This window comes from Micromonospora sp. NPDC047707 (assembly GCF_040704235.1).
GTDB lineage: Bacteria > Actinomycetota > Actinomycetes > Mycobacteriales > Micromonosporaceae > Micromonospora.
Genome location: NZ_JBEYSU010000001.1, coordinates 103,232 through 118,062, shown reverse-complemented (window position 1 = coordinate 118,062; position 14,831 = coordinate 103,232). Strand labels below are relative to the sequence as shown.

14 protein-coding genes are annotated in these 14,831 nt (G+C 74.7%); 9 read left to right on the top strand and 5 right to left on the bottom strand.

Going from position 1 to position 14,831, the window contains the following annotated elements; translation table 11 throughout:
- The first annotated feature begins 6 nt into the window (after positions 1–6).
- The 3 genes from AB0873_RS00595 to AB0873_RS00585 all read left to right on the top strand — a co-directional run bounded on the left by AB0873_RS00595 (position 7) and on the right by AB0873_RS00585 (position 3,405).
- Complete coding sequence (locus AB0873_RS00595) at positions 7–849, top strand: carbohydrate ABC transporter permease (RefSeq protein ID WP_155333367.1); 843 nt, start codon at positions 7–9, stop codon at positions 847–849.
- A complete protein-coding gene (locus tag AB0873_RS00590) occupies positions 846–2,279 on the top strand; it encodes a GH1 family beta-glucosidase (RefSeq protein WP_366597830.1) in 1,434 nt (477 codons plus the stop codon). Before AB0873_RS00595 ends, AB0873_RS00590 begins: the two co-directional genes overlap by 4 nt.
- A gap of 79 nt (positions 2,280–2,358) precedes the next feature.
- Complete coding sequence (locus AB0873_RS00585) at positions 2,359–3,405, top strand: LacI family DNA-binding transcriptional regulator (protein WP_155333365.1); 1,047 nt, start codon at positions 2,359–2,361, stop codon at positions 3,403–3,405.
- Positions 3,406–3,420: 15 nt separating this feature from the next.
- Here AB0873_RS00585 and AB0873_RS00580 read toward each other — a convergent pair whose 3' ends face one another.
- Positions 3,421–4,491 (bottom strand): phosphotransferase family protein, encoded by a 1,071-nt coding sequence (locus AB0873_RS00580; RefSeq protein ID WP_366597827.1) that lies wholly within the window; start codon positions 4,489–4,491, stop codon positions 3,421–3,423.
- A gap of 145 nt (positions 4,492–4,636) precedes the next feature.
- Here AB0873_RS00580 and AB0873_RS00575 point away from each other — a divergent pair, with 145 nt between their 5' ends.
- Together AB0873_RS00575 and AB0873_RS00570 are read left to right on the top strand one after the other, a co-directional pair.
- Entirely contained in the window at positions 4,637–5,335 is a 699-nt protein-coding gene (locus AB0873_RS00575; RefSeq protein ID WP_155333363.1) for an amino acid-binding protein, read from the top strand.
- 106 nt (positions 5,336–5,441) lie between these two features.
- Positions 5,442–6,497 (top strand): GNAT family N-acetyltransferase, encoded by a 1,056-nt coding sequence (locus tag AB0873_RS00570; RefSeq protein ID WP_366597826.1) that lies wholly within the window; start codon positions 5,442–5,444, stop codon positions 6,495–6,497.
- 85 nt (positions 6,498–6,582) lie between these two features.
- Here AB0873_RS00570 and AB0873_RS00565 read toward each other — a convergent pair whose 3' ends face one another.
- The 4 genes from AB0873_RS00565 to bioB form a co-directional block, all read right to left on the bottom strand.
- Positions 6,583–8,148: an aldehyde dehydrogenase family protein gene (locus tag AB0873_RS00565; protein ID WP_366597824.1), complete on the bottom strand. Its 1,566-nt coding sequence runs from the start codon at positions 8,146–8,148 to the stop codon at positions 6,583–6,585.
- Between the two features lie 468 nt (positions 8,149–8,616).
- On the bottom strand, positions 8,617–9,123 hold the full coding sequence (locus AB0873_RS00560; RefSeq protein ID WP_366597822.1) for a GNAT family protein: 507 nt from the start codon (positions 9,121–9,123) through the stop codon (positions 8,617–8,619).
- A 4-nt stretch (positions 9,124–9,127) separates the two neighbouring features.
- Complete coding sequence (locus AB0873_RS00555) at positions 9,128–9,361, bottom strand: hypothetical protein (RefSeq protein WP_366597820.1); 234 nt, start codon at positions 9,359–9,361, stop codon at positions 9,128–9,130.
- A 7-nt stretch (positions 9,362–9,368) separates the two neighbouring features.
- Positions 9,369–10,364 carry a biotin synthase BioB gene (bioB, locus tag AB0873_RS00550; protein ID WP_155333357.1) on the bottom strand — a complete coding sequence of 332 codons (996 nt, stop codon included), beginning with the start codon at positions 10,362–10,364 and terminating at the stop codon, positions 9,369–9,371.
- A 188-nt stretch (positions 10,365–10,552) separates the two neighbouring features.
- Here bioB and AB0873_RS00545 point away from each other — a divergent pair, with 188 nt between their 5' ends.
- From AB0873_RS00545 to AB0873_RS00530, 4 genes are all read left to right on the top strand, one after another.
- The gene (locus AB0873_RS00545; RefSeq protein WP_366597818.1) at positions 10,553–11,689 is read left to right on the top strand and encodes an 8-amino-7-oxononanoate synthase; all 1,137 of its coding nucleotides are present in this window, start codon (positions 10,553–10,555) and stop codon (positions 11,687–11,689) included.
- 97 nt (positions 11,690–11,786) lie between these two features.
- Complete coding sequence (gene bioD / locus AB0873_RS00540; protein WP_366598041.1) at positions 11,787–12,491, top strand: dethiobiotin synthase; 705 nt, start codon at positions 11,787–11,789, stop codon at positions 12,489–12,491.
- A gap of 57 nt (positions 12,492–12,548) precedes the next feature.
- Positions 12,549–14,150, top strand: a complete 1,602-nt coding sequence (locus AB0873_RS00535; RefSeq protein ID WP_366597816.1) for a histidine kinase — start codon at positions 12,549–12,551, stop codon at positions 14,148–14,150.
- The gene (locus tag AB0873_RS00530; protein ID WP_366597814.1) at positions 14,147–14,824 is read left to right on the top strand and encodes a response regulator transcription factor; all 678 of its coding nucleotides are present in this window, start codon (positions 14,147–14,149) and stop codon (positions 14,822–14,824) included. The genes AB0873_RS00535 and AB0873_RS00530 overlap by 4 nt, the downstream gene beginning before the upstream one ends.
- Positions 14,825–14,831 lie beyond the last annotated feature (7 nt).

Here is a 14,831-nt window from a genome sequence, read left to right as displayed (position 1 = left end):
CCGGCCATGAACTCTGCCTCCCGGCGCCTGTGGCGCACCAGCCCGCTCACCTACGTGGCGCTCGTCCTCGCGACCCTGCTCTCCATCTACCCCTTCTACTACATGGTGGTCATCGCCACCCGCAGCCTGGACTCCATCAACGACGTGCCCCCGCCCTTCACGCCCGGCGGCGCGTTCGGCGACAACTTCGGCCGGGTGCTCGACAACGACGCGGCGAACTTCCTCACCGGCCTGCTCAACTCGGTGATCGTCTCGTCGGTGGTGACCCTCAGCGTGGTCATCACCGGCTCGCTCGCCGGCTTCGCCTTCGCCAAGCTGCGCTTCCGTGGACGCAACGCCCTGCTGCTGGCGATCATCGTGACCATGATGATCCCCACCCAGCTCGGGCTCATCCCGCTGTGGGGCATGATCCAGGACCTGAACTGGTACGGCACCCTGTACGCGGTGACCGTGCCCTTCCTGGTCAGCGCGTTCGGGGTGTTCATGATGCGCCAGTACGCCACCCAGGCGGTCTCCGACGAGCTGATCGAGGCCGGCCGGGTCGACGGGGCGAGCACGTTCCGCATCTACTGGAACATCGTGCTGCCCGCGCTGCGCCCGGCGGCGGCCGTGCTCGGCCTGCTGACCTTCATGGAGACCTGGAACTCGTTCCTGTGGCCGTACGCGGTGCTGCCGCCGGAGAACCCCACCCTCCAGGTCTCGCTGGCGTTCCTCTCGTACGCCTACTACACCGACTACTCGCAGGTCTTCGCCGCCACGGCGGTCGGGACGATTCCGCTGGTGGTCGTCTTCGTCCTGTTCGGCCGCCAGATCATTGGCGGGATCATGGAAGGTGCCGTCAAGTCGTGAGCAACCCCGCGAGCCCACCCGCCGTCGGCGTCCTGGCCGAGCGCCCACCGCTGACCTTTCCGCCCGGCTTCCTCTGGGGCGCCGCCACCGCGGCGTACCAGATCGAGGGCGCGGCGGCCGAGGGGGGCCGGACGCCGTCGATCTGGGACACCTTCAGCCACACCCCCGGCCGCGTGGTCGGCGGGCACACCGGCGACGTGGCCTGCGACCACTACCACCGGCTCGACTCCGACATCGCACTGATGGCCGAGCTGGGGCTGAAGTCGTACCGGTTCTCGGTCTCCTGGTCCCGGGTGCAGCCCGGCGGCAGCGGGCCGGCCAACCCGGAGGGCCTCGACTTCTACCGGCGGCTGGTGGACGCGCTGCTGGCGAACGGCATCGAGCCCTGGCTGACCCTCTACCACTGGGACCTGCCGCAGCCGCTGGAGGACGCGGGCGGCTGGCCGGCGCGGGACACCGCCGCCCGGTTCGCCGACTACACCGCCCTGGTCGCGGACGCGCTCGGCGACCGGGTGCGCTACTGGACCACGCTCAACGAGCCGTGGTGCTCGGCGTTCCTCGGCTACGGGTCCGGCGTGCACGCGCCGGGCCGTTCCGACCCGGGTGACGCCGTCCGGGCCGGGCACCACCTGATGCTCGGCCACGGCCTCGCGGTGCGGGCGCTGCGGGCCGCCCGGCCGGACGTCGAGGTCGGGGTGACGGTCAACCTGTACCCGGTCACCCCGGCCACCGACTCGCCCGCCGACGCGGACGCCGCGCGGCGGATCGACGCGCTGGCCAACCGGTTCTTCCTCGACCCGCTGCTGCGTGGGTCGTACCCGGCGGACCTGATGGCCGACCTCGCGCCGGTCACCGACTTCGGGCACGTCCGCGAGGGTGACCTCGCGACCATCGCCGCCCCGCTGGACCTGGTCGGGGTCAACTACTACAGCCGGCACGTCGTGGCGGCGCCGGTCGAGGGGGCGGCGCCGGAGGCGTACTGGCGGGCACCGTCCTGCTGGCCGGGAAGCGAGGACGTCCGGTTCGTCACCCGGGACGTCCCGGTCACCGACATGGACTGGGAGATCGACGCACCCGGGCTGGTGGAGACCCTGCGTCGGGTGCACGAGGAGTACACCGACCTGCCGCTGTACGTCACGGAGAACGGCTCGGCGTTCGTCGACGCGGTGGTCGACGGGGAGGTGGACGACGTCGACCGGCTCGCGTACTTCGACGCCCACCTGCGCGCCGCCCACGAGGCGATCAGCGCGGGCGTCCCGCTGCGGGGCTACTTCGCCTGGTCACTCATGGATAATTTCGAGTGGGCCTGGGGCTACACCAAGCGGTTCGGCATGATCTACGTCGACTACGACAGCCAGGTCCGCATCCCCAAGTCCAGCGCCAGGTGGTACGCCGAGGTGATCCGACGCAACGGTCTGGCCGCACAATAGGCTCGGGCCAGCCATCCGGGCGGTCCCGGTGCCACCCCTGTGGCGGCACCGGGACCTCCCGACGTCGGAGGAGCAGACGATGACAACGCAGCGCACCCGGTCCCTCGGGCGCCCGACCCTCGACGCGGTGGCCGCGCGCGCCGGTGTCGGGCGCGGCACGGTCTCCCGTGTCGTCAACGGCTCACCGCAGGTGAGCCCGGAGGCCCGGGCCGCGGTGCAGCAGGCCATCGCCGAGCTGGGGTACGTGCCGAACCGGGCCGCGCGAGCGCTGGTCACCCAGCGCACCGACTCGGTGGCCCTGGTCGTGTCGGAGTCCGGCGACCGGGTCTTCACCGAGCCGTTCTTCGCCGGCATCGTCCGGGGTGTCAGCTCCGGCCTGCTGGAGACCCCGCTGCAACTGTGGCTCGCCATGGTCCAGTCCCCGATCGAGCGGGAGCGGGTCGAACACCACCTGACCAACCAGCACGTCGACGGCGTCCTGCTGCTGTCGTTGCACGACGCCGACCCGCTGCCCACGCTGCTGGAGGAGCGGGGCCTGCCGGCCGTGCTCGGCGGCCGGCCGGCGCGGATGCTGCAACCCGGCGCGCAGCCCGCCTGGTTCGTCGACGTCGACAACGTCGGCGGTGCCCGGCAGGCGGTCGAGCACCTCGCCGCGCGGGGGCGGCGGCGGATCGCCACCATCGCCGGCCCCCAGGACATGGGGGCCGGCCTGGCCCGGCTGACCGGCTACCGGGAGGCCGTCACGGCCGCGCTGGGCGGTGTCAACCCGGACCTGATCGCGTACGGGGACTTCAGCGAGGGCAGCGGGGCGGCCGCCATGCGCCGGCTGCTGGAGGTGTGCCCCGACCTGGACGCGGTCTTCGTCGCCTCCGACCTGATGGCGTTCGGGGCGCTGCGTACGCTCCGGGAGGCCGGCCGGCGGGTGCCCGAGGACGTCGCCGTGGTCGGTTTCGACGACGCCCCGATCGCCCGGCAGGCCGACCCGCCGCTGACCACGGTCTTCCAGCCGGTCGAGGAGATGGGCCGCCAGATGGCCCGCCTGCTGGTGTCCCGCATCCGCGGCGAGGACCTCTCGTCCCCCCACATCCTCCTGGACACCCAACTGGTCGAGCGCGCCAGCGCCTGACCGGGGTGGGCGGCCTTACCTCTTCTCCACCGCGGTCAGGCCGTGGGTCACCAGAGGGGTCACCAGATCGCCGATCCGGTCGAAGCCCTCGCCGAGGGTCTGGCCCTTCGTGTGCCGGTAGTGGATGCCCTCGCAGATCACCGCGAGCTTGAAGCACCCGAGCGCCACGTGCCAGTGCAGCGGGCCGACGTCGACGTCGCTGCGGCCGGCGTACCGGTCGATCAGTTCCGCCCCGGTGGGGAAGCCGGCACGGGGGCCCAGCCCGTCCGCGACCGGGTTGCCCTCGGCGGCGTCACTGTCGCCGAGCACGTCCCAGTACGTCAGCAGCAGGCCCAGGTCGGCCAGGGGGTCGCCGAGGGTGGCCATCTCCCAGTCGAGCACGGCGCGGACGCCGACCGGGGCCACGGTGGCGAGCAGATTGTCGAGCCGGTAGTCACCGTGCACGATCCGGCCGGCGTTGGCCCCCTCGGGGGCGGTCGCGGCGAGCCGGTCGCGCAGCTCGTCGACGCCGGACAGCGGCCGGCTGCGCGACCGGTCGAGCTGCCCGGACCAGCGACGGACCTGCCGGGCCAGGTAGCCCTCCGGACGCCCGAAGTCGGCCAGCCCGACGGCCGCCGGGTCGACGGTGTGCAGGGCGGCGAGGATGTCCATCATCGCCATCGCCAGCTCACGCCGCTGGTCGGCGGTGAGCGGGTCGGTCTGCGCGCGGGTCCGGAACACCTCGCCGTGCACGCGTTCCATCAGGTAGAACGGCGCTCCGATGACGTCCGGGTCCGCGCAGAGCAGCAGCGCCGCCGGCACCGGCACGCCGGTGGGGGCGAGCGCCGAGATCACCCGGAACTCCCGGGCCATGTCGTGGGCGGTGGCCAGCACGTGCCCGAGCGGCGGGCGGCGCAGCACCACCTCGTGCCCGCCGGCGCGCAGCAGGTACGTCAGGTTGGACTTGCCGCCGGCGATGAGCCGGGCCGACAGGTCCCCACCGGCCAGCTCGGGCCGGTGTGTCGCCAGGTACGCGGAGAGCCGGTCCAGATCCAGCCCCCGGGGGGAGGAGTGCGGGGCGGGGGAGTCAACGGCCGGCTCGGTCATCCGATCAGTTGATGGCAGCTCAGCCGGGTTGTCAAGGTTGGTTTTGCTCTCGGGACATGCCGCTGCAACAGGGGCGAAACGGTCGCGGGGCACGCTAGGGCGTGCCTGCCGGCGGACCGCGCCGGCCCGCCGAGCGGAGGATCACATGTTGCTGCGAGTTCGGGTCACCCTTCCCGACCGTCCGGGCACGCTCGGCCAGGTCGCGCGCACGATGGGCGTCTCCGGCGCCGACATCGTGCAGGTCGTGGTCCTGGAGCGGCTCGGTGGCCGGGCGGTGGACGACTTCACCGTGGTGTGGCCGGGAGCGGCCCGGGTGGAGCGGCTGATGGCCGGCCTCGCGGCGATCCCCGGAGTCCGCGTGGACGGCGTGTGGCGGGCGATCGGCGCGCCCACCACCACCGGGCAGGACGCGGAACTGCTGGCGCAGGTGGCGGGGAACCCCGCCGACGGGCTGGCGACCCTGGTCGACGCCGTGCCGGGGCTGCTCGCCGCCGACTGGGCGGTCGCCGCGGTGGTGCCGGTCGACTGGGCCGCCCGGGCCGGCGCCGGCAGCGAGGCGACCGTGGGGCACGCCAGCTGGCGGGCTCCCGTACCCCCGCGGCTGCCGGACGTGACGCCGCTGCGCGCCCGCGCGATGAGCGCGCCCGGCGGCGCCCACTTCGCCGTCGCACCGTTCGGGCGGGCCGGGCTGGTGCTGGTCGTGGCGCGGGAGGACAGCGAGCCGCTGGCCGCCGCGGCGTTCCACTCCACCGAGGTGGACCGGCTCGCGCAACTGGTCCGCGCCAGCGCGGTGATCCTCGGCGACCGCCTCGACCTGGTCGGGGCGCCGCCCGCGGCCGGCTGACGGCGACTGTGGCGCACACCGCACCGGTGGATCACGAGCCGTCACCCCGAAGCAACCGGCCGGCAACAGCCAGCGGCGAGGGTCGTACCGGGGAAGGGAGCGAACCATGACGCTGTGGCGAATCCGGGCCACCGTGGACGACCGACCGGGCTACCTGTCGGTCCTCACGGCGAGCCTGGCGTTGCGTGGGGTCAACATCCTCACGGTGCAGGTGCACACCACGGAGCGGGGTGCGGTCGACGACTTCCTCGTCGACGCACCCGACTCGATCGACGAGGCCGACCTCGTCGCCGCCGTGGAGCGGGGGCGGGGCCGCGACTGCTGGGTGTCGCGCAGCGAGGCGCGCGGGCTGGCCGACCAGCCGACCCGGGTGCTCGGGCTGGCCACCCGCCTGGTGCGGGACCCGGACGCGACCGGGGAGGCGCTGCGGACCCTGCTCGGTGCCGACTCGGTCACCTGGCGGCCGTCGCCGGCCGGGCCCAAGCCGGGGATCACCCCGACCAAGATGTTGTTGGCCGACCCGGGCGGCGGGTCGTACGACCTGCGGCGCGCGGCCCCCGGGTTCACCCCGGCCGAGTACGCGCGAGCGCAGGCCCTGGTCGAGTTGGCGGCGACCGTCGCGCGCCGGTCCGCCGAGCAGGTCACCCTGGTGCTGCCCGACGGCTCGGAGTTGGGCGTCCGCCCGGCGACCGGCGACGACCTGCCGGGCGTGGTCGAGCTGCACGAGAGGTGCTCGGCGCGCAGCCGGCACCGCCGTTACCTGGGCGGCGCGGCCCTGCCCGCGCCGGCCCGGATGCGCCGGCTGCTCGAACCGGCGCGGGGCGTCACCCTCCTCGCCACGGCCACCCGCTCCGGCGGAACGGGGGAGCCGGTGGTCGCGATGGCCAACCTCCTCGCCGAGGGGGACATGGCCGAGGTGGCGCTGCTGGTGCGGGACGACTGGCAGCGTCGGGGTCTCGGCTCGGCGCTGTTGAACCGGCTCGTCCGCCACGCGGAACGGGCCGGGTACGTCGCCCTGGTCCTGCACACGCAGGCGGAGAACACGCCGATGCTGCGGACGGCCCGCCGGCTGAGCCGTCCCTCGGCGGTGGACCGGGACGGGTCGCTGGTCACGCTCACGGTGCCGCTCACGGCGACGGCGGTGGGCCGGGCCCGCGTCTAGGGCGGCCGGCTCCCGGTGCGGGAGACGGTGAAACGGCGGGGCTCCCGGTGCGGGAGCCCCGCCCACCGCCGTCCCGAGGCCCGCCTCAGGTGGCGGGGTAGCTGCTGTAGTCCGGGAAGTTGCCGTAGAGGCGGCCGTCGCCGCCGACCGTGACCGCCTGCACCAGCAGGTCACCGCCGACGAAGGCGCCCTTCCACGAGGCGCCCCGGCCGCCGAACGGCTCCTCCCGGTCGCCCCGCGAACGCGGCTTGTTGATGCCCACCTTGAACGCCTGGAGGTCGACCGCGAGCTTGGCCGCCTCGTCCTCGTCGTCGCAGGCGAGCGACGCGACCAGCGCGCCGTTGGAGGCGTTCATCGCGGCGAGCAACTCGTCGGTGGTGTCGACGACGACGATCGTGTCGACCGGGCCGAACGGCTCGGCGTGCATCAGCCGCGACCGCCCGGGCGGGGCGAGCAGCACCGACGGCGCCACGTACGCCGAGGCGTCCTGCCCGTCGAGGAACGGCGCCCCGTCGAGCCGGCCCCGGTACAGCGGGACGGCACCACCACGGACCGCCTCGTCGACCTTGCGGCGCAGCTCCTCGGCCTTGGCGGCGCTGATCAGCGGGCCGAAGTCCAGCTCGGGCAGCGGGTCGCCGGCCGACCAGTCGTCGCCGACGGCGAGCGGGTGGCCGAAGCGGACCGACCGCACCACCGGCAGGTACATGTCGAGGAACTGGTCGACCAGCTCGCGCTGGACGACGAAGCGCGGGTACGCGGTGCAGCGCTGCTTGCCGTACTCGAAGCCCTTCTTCAGGTGCCCGGCGAGCAGGTCCCACTGGGAGAAGTTCCAGATACCCCAGGCGTTGAGGCCCTCCTGCTCGATGAAGTGGCGCTTGTCGGTGTCGAGCAGCGCCGCGGCCACCTTCCCGCCGTTGGAGCGCCCGCCGACGAACGCGACCGCACCGATCTCGGGAGCCCGGACCAGCACCTCGGACAGCTCCTCGCCGCTGCCGGACAGCAGCGTGGCGGGCAGCCCGGCGCGGCGCATCAGCGCGTGCGCGACGGTGAGGCAGACCGCGCCGCCCTGCGAGGGCGTCTTGGCGATCACCGCGTTGCCGGCGAGCAGCTGCACCAGCTCTGCGTGGACGAGGACGCTCATCGGGTAGTTCCACGACGCGATGTTGCTGACCGGTCCGGGCAGCGGCTCCCGGCCGTCGGCGAGCATCCGGTCGATCTCGCCGACGTACCACCGGACGCCGTCCAGCGCCCGGTCGACGTCGGCGCAGGCCAGCCGCCACGGCTTGCCGATCTCCCAGACCAGCAGGAGGGCGAGCAGGTCGCGGTGCGCGGTGAGGGCGTCCAGGGCGTCGGTGACCCGGGCCTTCCGGTCGGCGAGGGGGGTCGCGGCCCACGCCCGGTGGGCGGTGGCGGCGTGCGCGACCGCGGCGCGGGCGGTCGCCGCGTCCAGCCGTGGCAGGTTGACCAGGACGGTGTTGTCGACCGGGGTGCGTACCGCGGCGGGCGAGCCCACCGCCTGCCAGCCACCCTCGATCAGGTTGTGCAGGGTCGGGACGCCGTCGACCGGGGGCCCGAAGGCCTCGGGGGCGGCGTCGACCGCGCGGGCCAGGACGTCGGACCAGGCGGTTCCGTCGGCGAGTCGTAGAGCCATCGCGATCTCCTCAGGGTCGTCCGGGGGAGCGGCGGCGTCGATGGCACCGCTGGTGTCGCGTACTGTCGCCCGCCGAAAACGGGGGCGGCAACAGTACGTTCGTATGTCAGGACGCGGCGTCCGTGCCCGGCCGGTCTTTTGGCGCGTCATGCGCCGCCGTCAACCGGCCTGACCTGGGCGTACGTCCCCAAGTCATCCATAGCTCTCGATGATGTGATGAATCTCCGGGCGCCCTTGACCGGGTTACCGGTCAGTACGGTCGTGCTCCTCCGGCGGATCAAACCTCCGGGGTGATCTTCCCCGCTCCACCTCGACGGCGCCTCGACGACGACGACCGGCCGCCGGAAATCCCCCGAGGATCACGGGTTTGCCCACAACTTCGGGGAGAATGCTGCCTCGGCGGGGCTCGAGGCGACAGCTTCCCCGAAGATGCGCGGATGTTGGCCGGTTACGGCGCCACGCGCGTCGTCAGTCGGGCAGGTCGTTGGCGAGGAGGTCCATCAGGAGGCCGTCGTGCCAGCGGCCGTCCTCGCCGCGCTCGTAACGGCGGAGGATGCCCACCGGGCGGAAGCCCACCTTGGCGTACGCGCGGATCGCCGCCGAGTTGGCCGCCGCCGGGTCGATCGTGAAGCGGTGGTGGCCGTGCTCGTCGATCAGGTGCCGGGCCAGGGTACGGATGGCGTCTCCGGCCAGCCCGGCGCCGCGTGCCGCCGGGTCGAGGAAGATGTCCATGCTGGCGTGGCGGTAGTCGGGGTCGTCCTCGGCGTACCACTGGATGGCGCCGACGACCCGGCCGTCGTGCTCTACCGCGTACACGGTCAGGTCGCCGTCGGTGAGGTCGGCGCGCACGGCGGCGGCGAGGTCGTCGCCCCCGCGCCACCAGCGCCGCACCTCCGGGTGGGCGCGGATCGCCGCGAGGGCGGGCACGTCCGCGACCGTGGCCGGCCGCAGGGTCACCACCCGCCCCCGCAGCACCGCGTCAGCCCCGGATCTCGCCGTGCGCGACACAGACCGCTGACCAGCCGACCGGCAGCACCTGCACCTTCATCCGGCGGCGGCAGTGCGCGCAGTACCGGGGCGGCTCCAGATCGCGGGCCGCCCGGCAGGCCAGGTGCTCGCCGACGCCGGCCGGCTCGCCGCAGCGGTCGCACCAGGCGGCACCGGCGCCCCCGGCCGCCACGCCGCTCGTCGTCGTCGCGTCGCTGGTCGTCACCGGGTGCTCACAGGGTCGCGGAGAGGGCCTTGACCGGCATCTTCAGGTCGTCGAGGAGCTTCAGGTCGTCGGTGGCCGGGCGACCCAGCGTGGTCAGGTAGTTGCCGACGATCACCGCGTTGATGCCGCCGAGCAGGCCGTCGCGGGTGCCCAGGTCGCCCAGGGTGATCTCGCGGCCGCCCGCGTACCGGAGGATCGTGCGCGGCATGGCGAGCCGGAAGGCGGCGATGGCGCGCAGCGCGTCCTTGCCCTCGACCACCGGTCGGTCGCCGAGCGGGGTGCCGGGGCGGGGGTTGAGGAAGTTCAGCGGGACCTCGTGCGGGTCCAGCTCGGCGAGCTGGGCGGCGAACTCGGCCCGCTGCTCGACGGTCTCGCCCAGGCCCAGGATGCCGCCGCAGCAGACCTCCATGCCGGATTCGCGGACCATCCGCAGCGTCTCCCAGCGCTCCTCCCAGGAGTGGGTGGTGACCACGTTCGGGAAGTAGGACCGGCAGGTCTCCAGATTGTGGTTGTAGCGGTGCACGCCCATGTCGACCAGCTCGTCGACCTGCTCCTGGGTGAGCATGCCGAGCGAGGCCGCCACCTGGATGTCGACCTCCGCCTTGATCGCGGCGACACCCTCGCGCATCTGCTTCATCAGCCGGGCGTCCGGGCCGCGGACGGCGGCGACGATGCAGAACTCCGTCGCGCCGGTCTTCGCGGTCTGCTTCGCCGCCTCCACCAGCGAGGGGATGTCCAGCCACACGGAGCGCACCGGCGAGGTGAACAGGCCCGACTGCGAGCAGAAGTGGCAGTCCTCCGGGCAGCCGCCGGTCTTGAGCGAGACGATGCCCTCGACCTCGACCTCCGGGCCGCACCAGCGCATCCGCACGTCGTGCGCGAGCTGGAGGGCGGCGGGCAGGTGCTCGTCGGGCAGGTTCAGCACGGCGAGGACACCGGCCTCGTCGAGGCCGACGCCGTTCTCCAGCACCTGGGAACGGGCCTGGTCGAGGATCTCTGGCATGGCCCGTACCCTACAAGGCCGCTCCGGCGGCGGGAAACGGCCGCGTGGTGGCCCCGAGTGCCGCACGAGCGACCGTTGAGAGCCACGCCGCGTCGGGCCCGCGCCACGCCGGGGCCGCCGTGGCCAGGTGGTACCTTCGCCCCGGCGCGAGGCGCCCGACGGGCGGGTGCCGCGGGATGGGAGTGGCGGTGGCGGACTGGCTGGCGGCGCTGGACCGCCGCGCCGAGCTGCGGGCCAAGGCGGGGCTCACGCGCACGCTCCGCCCGCGCTCCGCCGGCGACGCCGTGGTCGATCTCGCCGGCAACGACTACCTCGGCCTGTCGACGCACCCCGAGGTCACGGCCGCGGCGGTCGCGGCGGTGCGGGCGTACGGGCTGGGGGCCACCGGGTCGCGGCTGGTGCGCGGCTCCACCGACGCCCACCACGCCCTCGAGGACGACCTGGCCGACTGGCTCGGCACCGACCGGGCGCTGGTCTTCTCCTCCGGCTACCTGGCCAACCTCGGCGCGGTCCGGGCGCTCGTGCAGCCCCGCACGCTGCTCGTCTCCGACGCGCACAACCACGCCTCGCTGATCGACGGCTGCCGGATCTCCGGCGCGGAGACGGTGGTGACGCCGCACGCCGACGTCGCCGCCGTACACGCCGCGCTCGCCGCCACGCCCGGCCGGCCGGCGGTGGTGGTCACCGAGTCGGTGTTCTCCGTCGACGGCGACCTCGCCCCCCTCGCCGAGCTGCACGCGGTCGCCCGGGACCACGGCGCGCTGCTGCTCGTCGACGACGCCCACGCGCTCGGCGTGACCGGCCCGCAGGGCGCCGGGGGAGTGGCCGCCGCCGGGCTGGCCGGTGAGCCGGACGTGATCGTCACGGCCACCCTGTCCAAGGCCCTCGGCGGCGCCGGCGGGGTGGTCGCCGGCCCCGCGGAGTTCGTCCGCCACCTGGTGGAGACGGGCCGGACGTTCATCTTCGACACGGCGCCGCCGCCGGCGGTGGCGGCCGGCGTGCGGGCGGCCGTCGGGCTGGCCCGCGCCGGTGACGACCTTCGGGCGGAGCTGGCCGAACGGGCCGGTCTCGCGGTCCGCCGGCTGCGCGCCGCCGGGCTGACCGTGTCGGCCCCCGACGCCGCGGTCGTGTCGGTCACCGCGCCCGGTCCCGAAACGGCCACCGCGTGGGCGGCCGACTGCCGGGACCGGGGCGTGGCGGTCGGCTGCTTCCGGCCCCCCTCCACCCCGGACAGCCGGTCCCGGCTCCGCCTCACCCTCAGCGCCGGCGTGCCCCGGGCGGACTTCGAGCGGGCCCTGGAGGTCATCGTGGAGTGTGCCCCGTGAGCGCGAGGAGTGAGCCGGGGTTGCGAGCCCCGCAGTCGCGAGCAGAGGTGGCACGGTGAGCGGTGCGGCCGGGACGGGAGCGCCGTGGCGCGGTGTCGTGCTGGTGACCGGCACCGACACCGAGGTCGGCAAGACGATCGTCACCGCGGCGATCACCGCCGCGGCGCAGGCCGCCGGGTTGCGCGTCGCGGTGGTCAAGCCGGGCCAGACGGGTACGGTCACCGGCGACCCCGGTGACGTCGACACGGTCACCCGCCTCGCCGCGCCACTCACCGGCCGTACGCTGGCGAGCTTCCCGGAGCCCCTCGCCCCGCTGGCGGCGGCCCGGATAGCCGAGCTGCCGCCCCTGGAGCTGTACACCGCGGTCGACGCCGTCCGCGAGGAGACCGACAAGCACGACCTGGTCCTGGTCGAGGGGGCCGGCGGGCTGCTCGTACCGATGGGTCTGCGACCGTCGGGTGAGCCGTGGACGGTGGCCGACCTGGCGGTCTCCCTCGGCTGCCCGGCGGTGGTGGTGGCGCGCGCCGGCCTCGGCACGCTGAACCACACCGCGCTCACCCTGGAGGCGCTGGAGCGCCGGGCCGTGCCGGCGGGTGTGGTGATCGGCGCCTGGCCGGCCGATCCGGAGCTGGTGCACTGGGCCAACCTCACCGACCTGGTGCCGCACCTGCTCGGCGCGTTGCCGGCCGGTGCCGGCGCGATGGATCCCGGTGTGTTCCGCCGCTCGGCTCCCGGCTGGCTCACCCCGGCGCTCTACGGGGTGCTGGACGACTGGCGTGCCTGGGCTGAGGAGATCAGCTGAACACCTGACCATCGTCAGTAACCCGGCAGGTCGAGCGTGGGTAGCCTGGCCGCCGTGATGAGCTGTCGGCGGGTGTGGGGCCGACCGGCGGGCCCTCAGTGGCGGCGGCGGTCGGCCGACGGGCTGCTCTGGCTCGTGGCGGCGGGGCCGCTGCTCGCCGCCGGGCTCTCGCCACCGTACGACGCGCCGTCCCTGCGGTCGCTCGCCGGCGGACTCGCGATCCTCACCGGCGCGGTCGCGGTGGCCCGACGGTTCCCGGTGGTGGCGCTGTTCCTGGCCGTGCTCGGCTCGCTGCTCGACGGCAACTTCTCCTTCATCATCCCGGTCTTCAGCTACCTGGCGGGGCGGCGGGCGGCCACGGCCGTCCCGGCCGGCGTCGCCTTCGCGGTGATCGCCGCCGGGGGCACCGTGCTCAACCTGGGGCTGCTCGGCACCGGCGCCGCCACCTGGTTCCTGCTCGCCTCGGTGCTGCTCTTCGCCGGGGTCCTGCCCTGGCTGGTGGGCCGGCACCGGCGTCAGCAGGAGGCCCTGGCGGAGGCGGAACGCCGGCACGAGGAGGCCCGGGAACGGGAGCGGCGTGGCCTGGCCGAGCGCGTCCGGTTGCGGGAACGGGCCCGGATCGCCGGGGAGATGCACGACTCCCTCGGGCACGACCTCAGCCTGATCGCGGTGCGCGCCGCCGCCCTGGAACTCGCCGACGACCTGCCGGCCCGGCACCGGGCCGCCGCCGGTGAGCTGCGGGCCAGCGTCGCGGACGCCACCGAACGCCTGCACGGCGTCATCGGCCTGCTCCGCGAGAAGGGCGATCCGGACACCGCCGGTCCGGGGACCGTGGCCGACCTGGTGGACGGTGCGCGGGAGGCGGGCATGGCGGTCCGGCTGGACCTGCCCGACGGCGGGTCGGACCTGCCCCCGGGGACCGCGTACGCGGTGCACCGGGTGGTGCGCGAGGCGCTGACCAACGCGGCCCGGTACGCGCCCGGCGCGCCGGTGACCGTCTCCCTGCGCGCCGAGGGGGAGTGGGTCGGGCTGAGCGTGGTCAACGCCCGGCCCCCGGCCGGCCCGCTGCCCGGCCCGCCGTCGACCGGCTCCGGCCTGCTCGCCCTCACCGAGCGGGTACGCCTCACCGGCGGTGTCCTCACCGCCGGACCGCGCGACGGCGGGTTCGCGGTGGAGGCCCGCCTGCCCCGGCACGACGGACCGTACCGCGAGGAGTCCGGCGGGGACGTCGAGCCCGCCTGGCCGGCACTCGCCGGCCGCAGGCCGGTGTCGGCGTCGCCGCCCGGCCGCGCGGGGACGTCGACACCGGCCCTCGGCGAGGCCGAGCGGCGGCTACGGGACGCGCGCCGCCGGGTGCGGCGCAGCCTGATGACCGCCGTCGGCGCTCCGGCGGCGATCGCCGCGGTGCTGACGCTGGTCTACTACCCGGTCGCCACGGCCGGCACCGTGCTGGACGAGGCGACCTTTGCCCGGCTGCCGGTCGGCGCCGCGCGGGCCGACCTGGACGGCCTACCCCGCCGCCCGGTGGACCCGCCCGCCGGGACCGGCCGGGTCGGGTGCGAGCACTACACCGACGGAAACTTCCCCCTGGCCCAGCCGACCTGGCGGCTGTGCTTCACCGACGGCCGGCTGGTCAGCAAGGAGCGGATCGACGGATGAACACCGAGCAGGCCACCCCGGTGCGGGTCGTCCTCGCCGACGACGAGGCCATGATCCGCGCCGGGGTACGGGCGATCCTGGCCACCGACCCGGGCATCGAGGTGGTGGGCGAGGCCGGTGACGGCCGGGCGGCGGTGGAGCTGGTGCGGGCGCACCGTCCCCGGGTGGCCCTGCTGGACATCCGCATGCCGAAGCTGGACGGGCTCTCCGCCGCCGCCGAGATCCGCCGGCTGGTGCCGGAGACCGCCACGGTCATGCTGACCACCTTCGGCGAGGACGACCACGTCGCCCGGGCGCTCGGGCACCGCGCCAGCGGGTTCCTGCTGAAGGCCGGGGACCCTCGGGAGCTGGTCGCCGGGGTGCACGCCGTCGCGGACGGCGGCGCGTACCTGTCGCCGCGGGTGGCCCGCCGGGTGATCGAGCTGGGCGGCGGGCGGATGGCGCGCCGCCCGGCGGCCCGGGACCGGCTGGCCGGGCTGACCGAACGGGAACGGGAGGTGCTCGGCCTGGTGGGGGCCGGTCTGTCGAACGCCGAGATCGGCCGCCGGCTGCACCTCGTCGAGGGCACCGTGAAGAGCTACCTGACCAGCATCTTCACCCGGCTCGACGTGCGCAACCGGGTGCAGGCGGCGATCCTCGCGTACGAGGCGGGGCTCGTCGAGCCACCCGGCTAGACGGGCC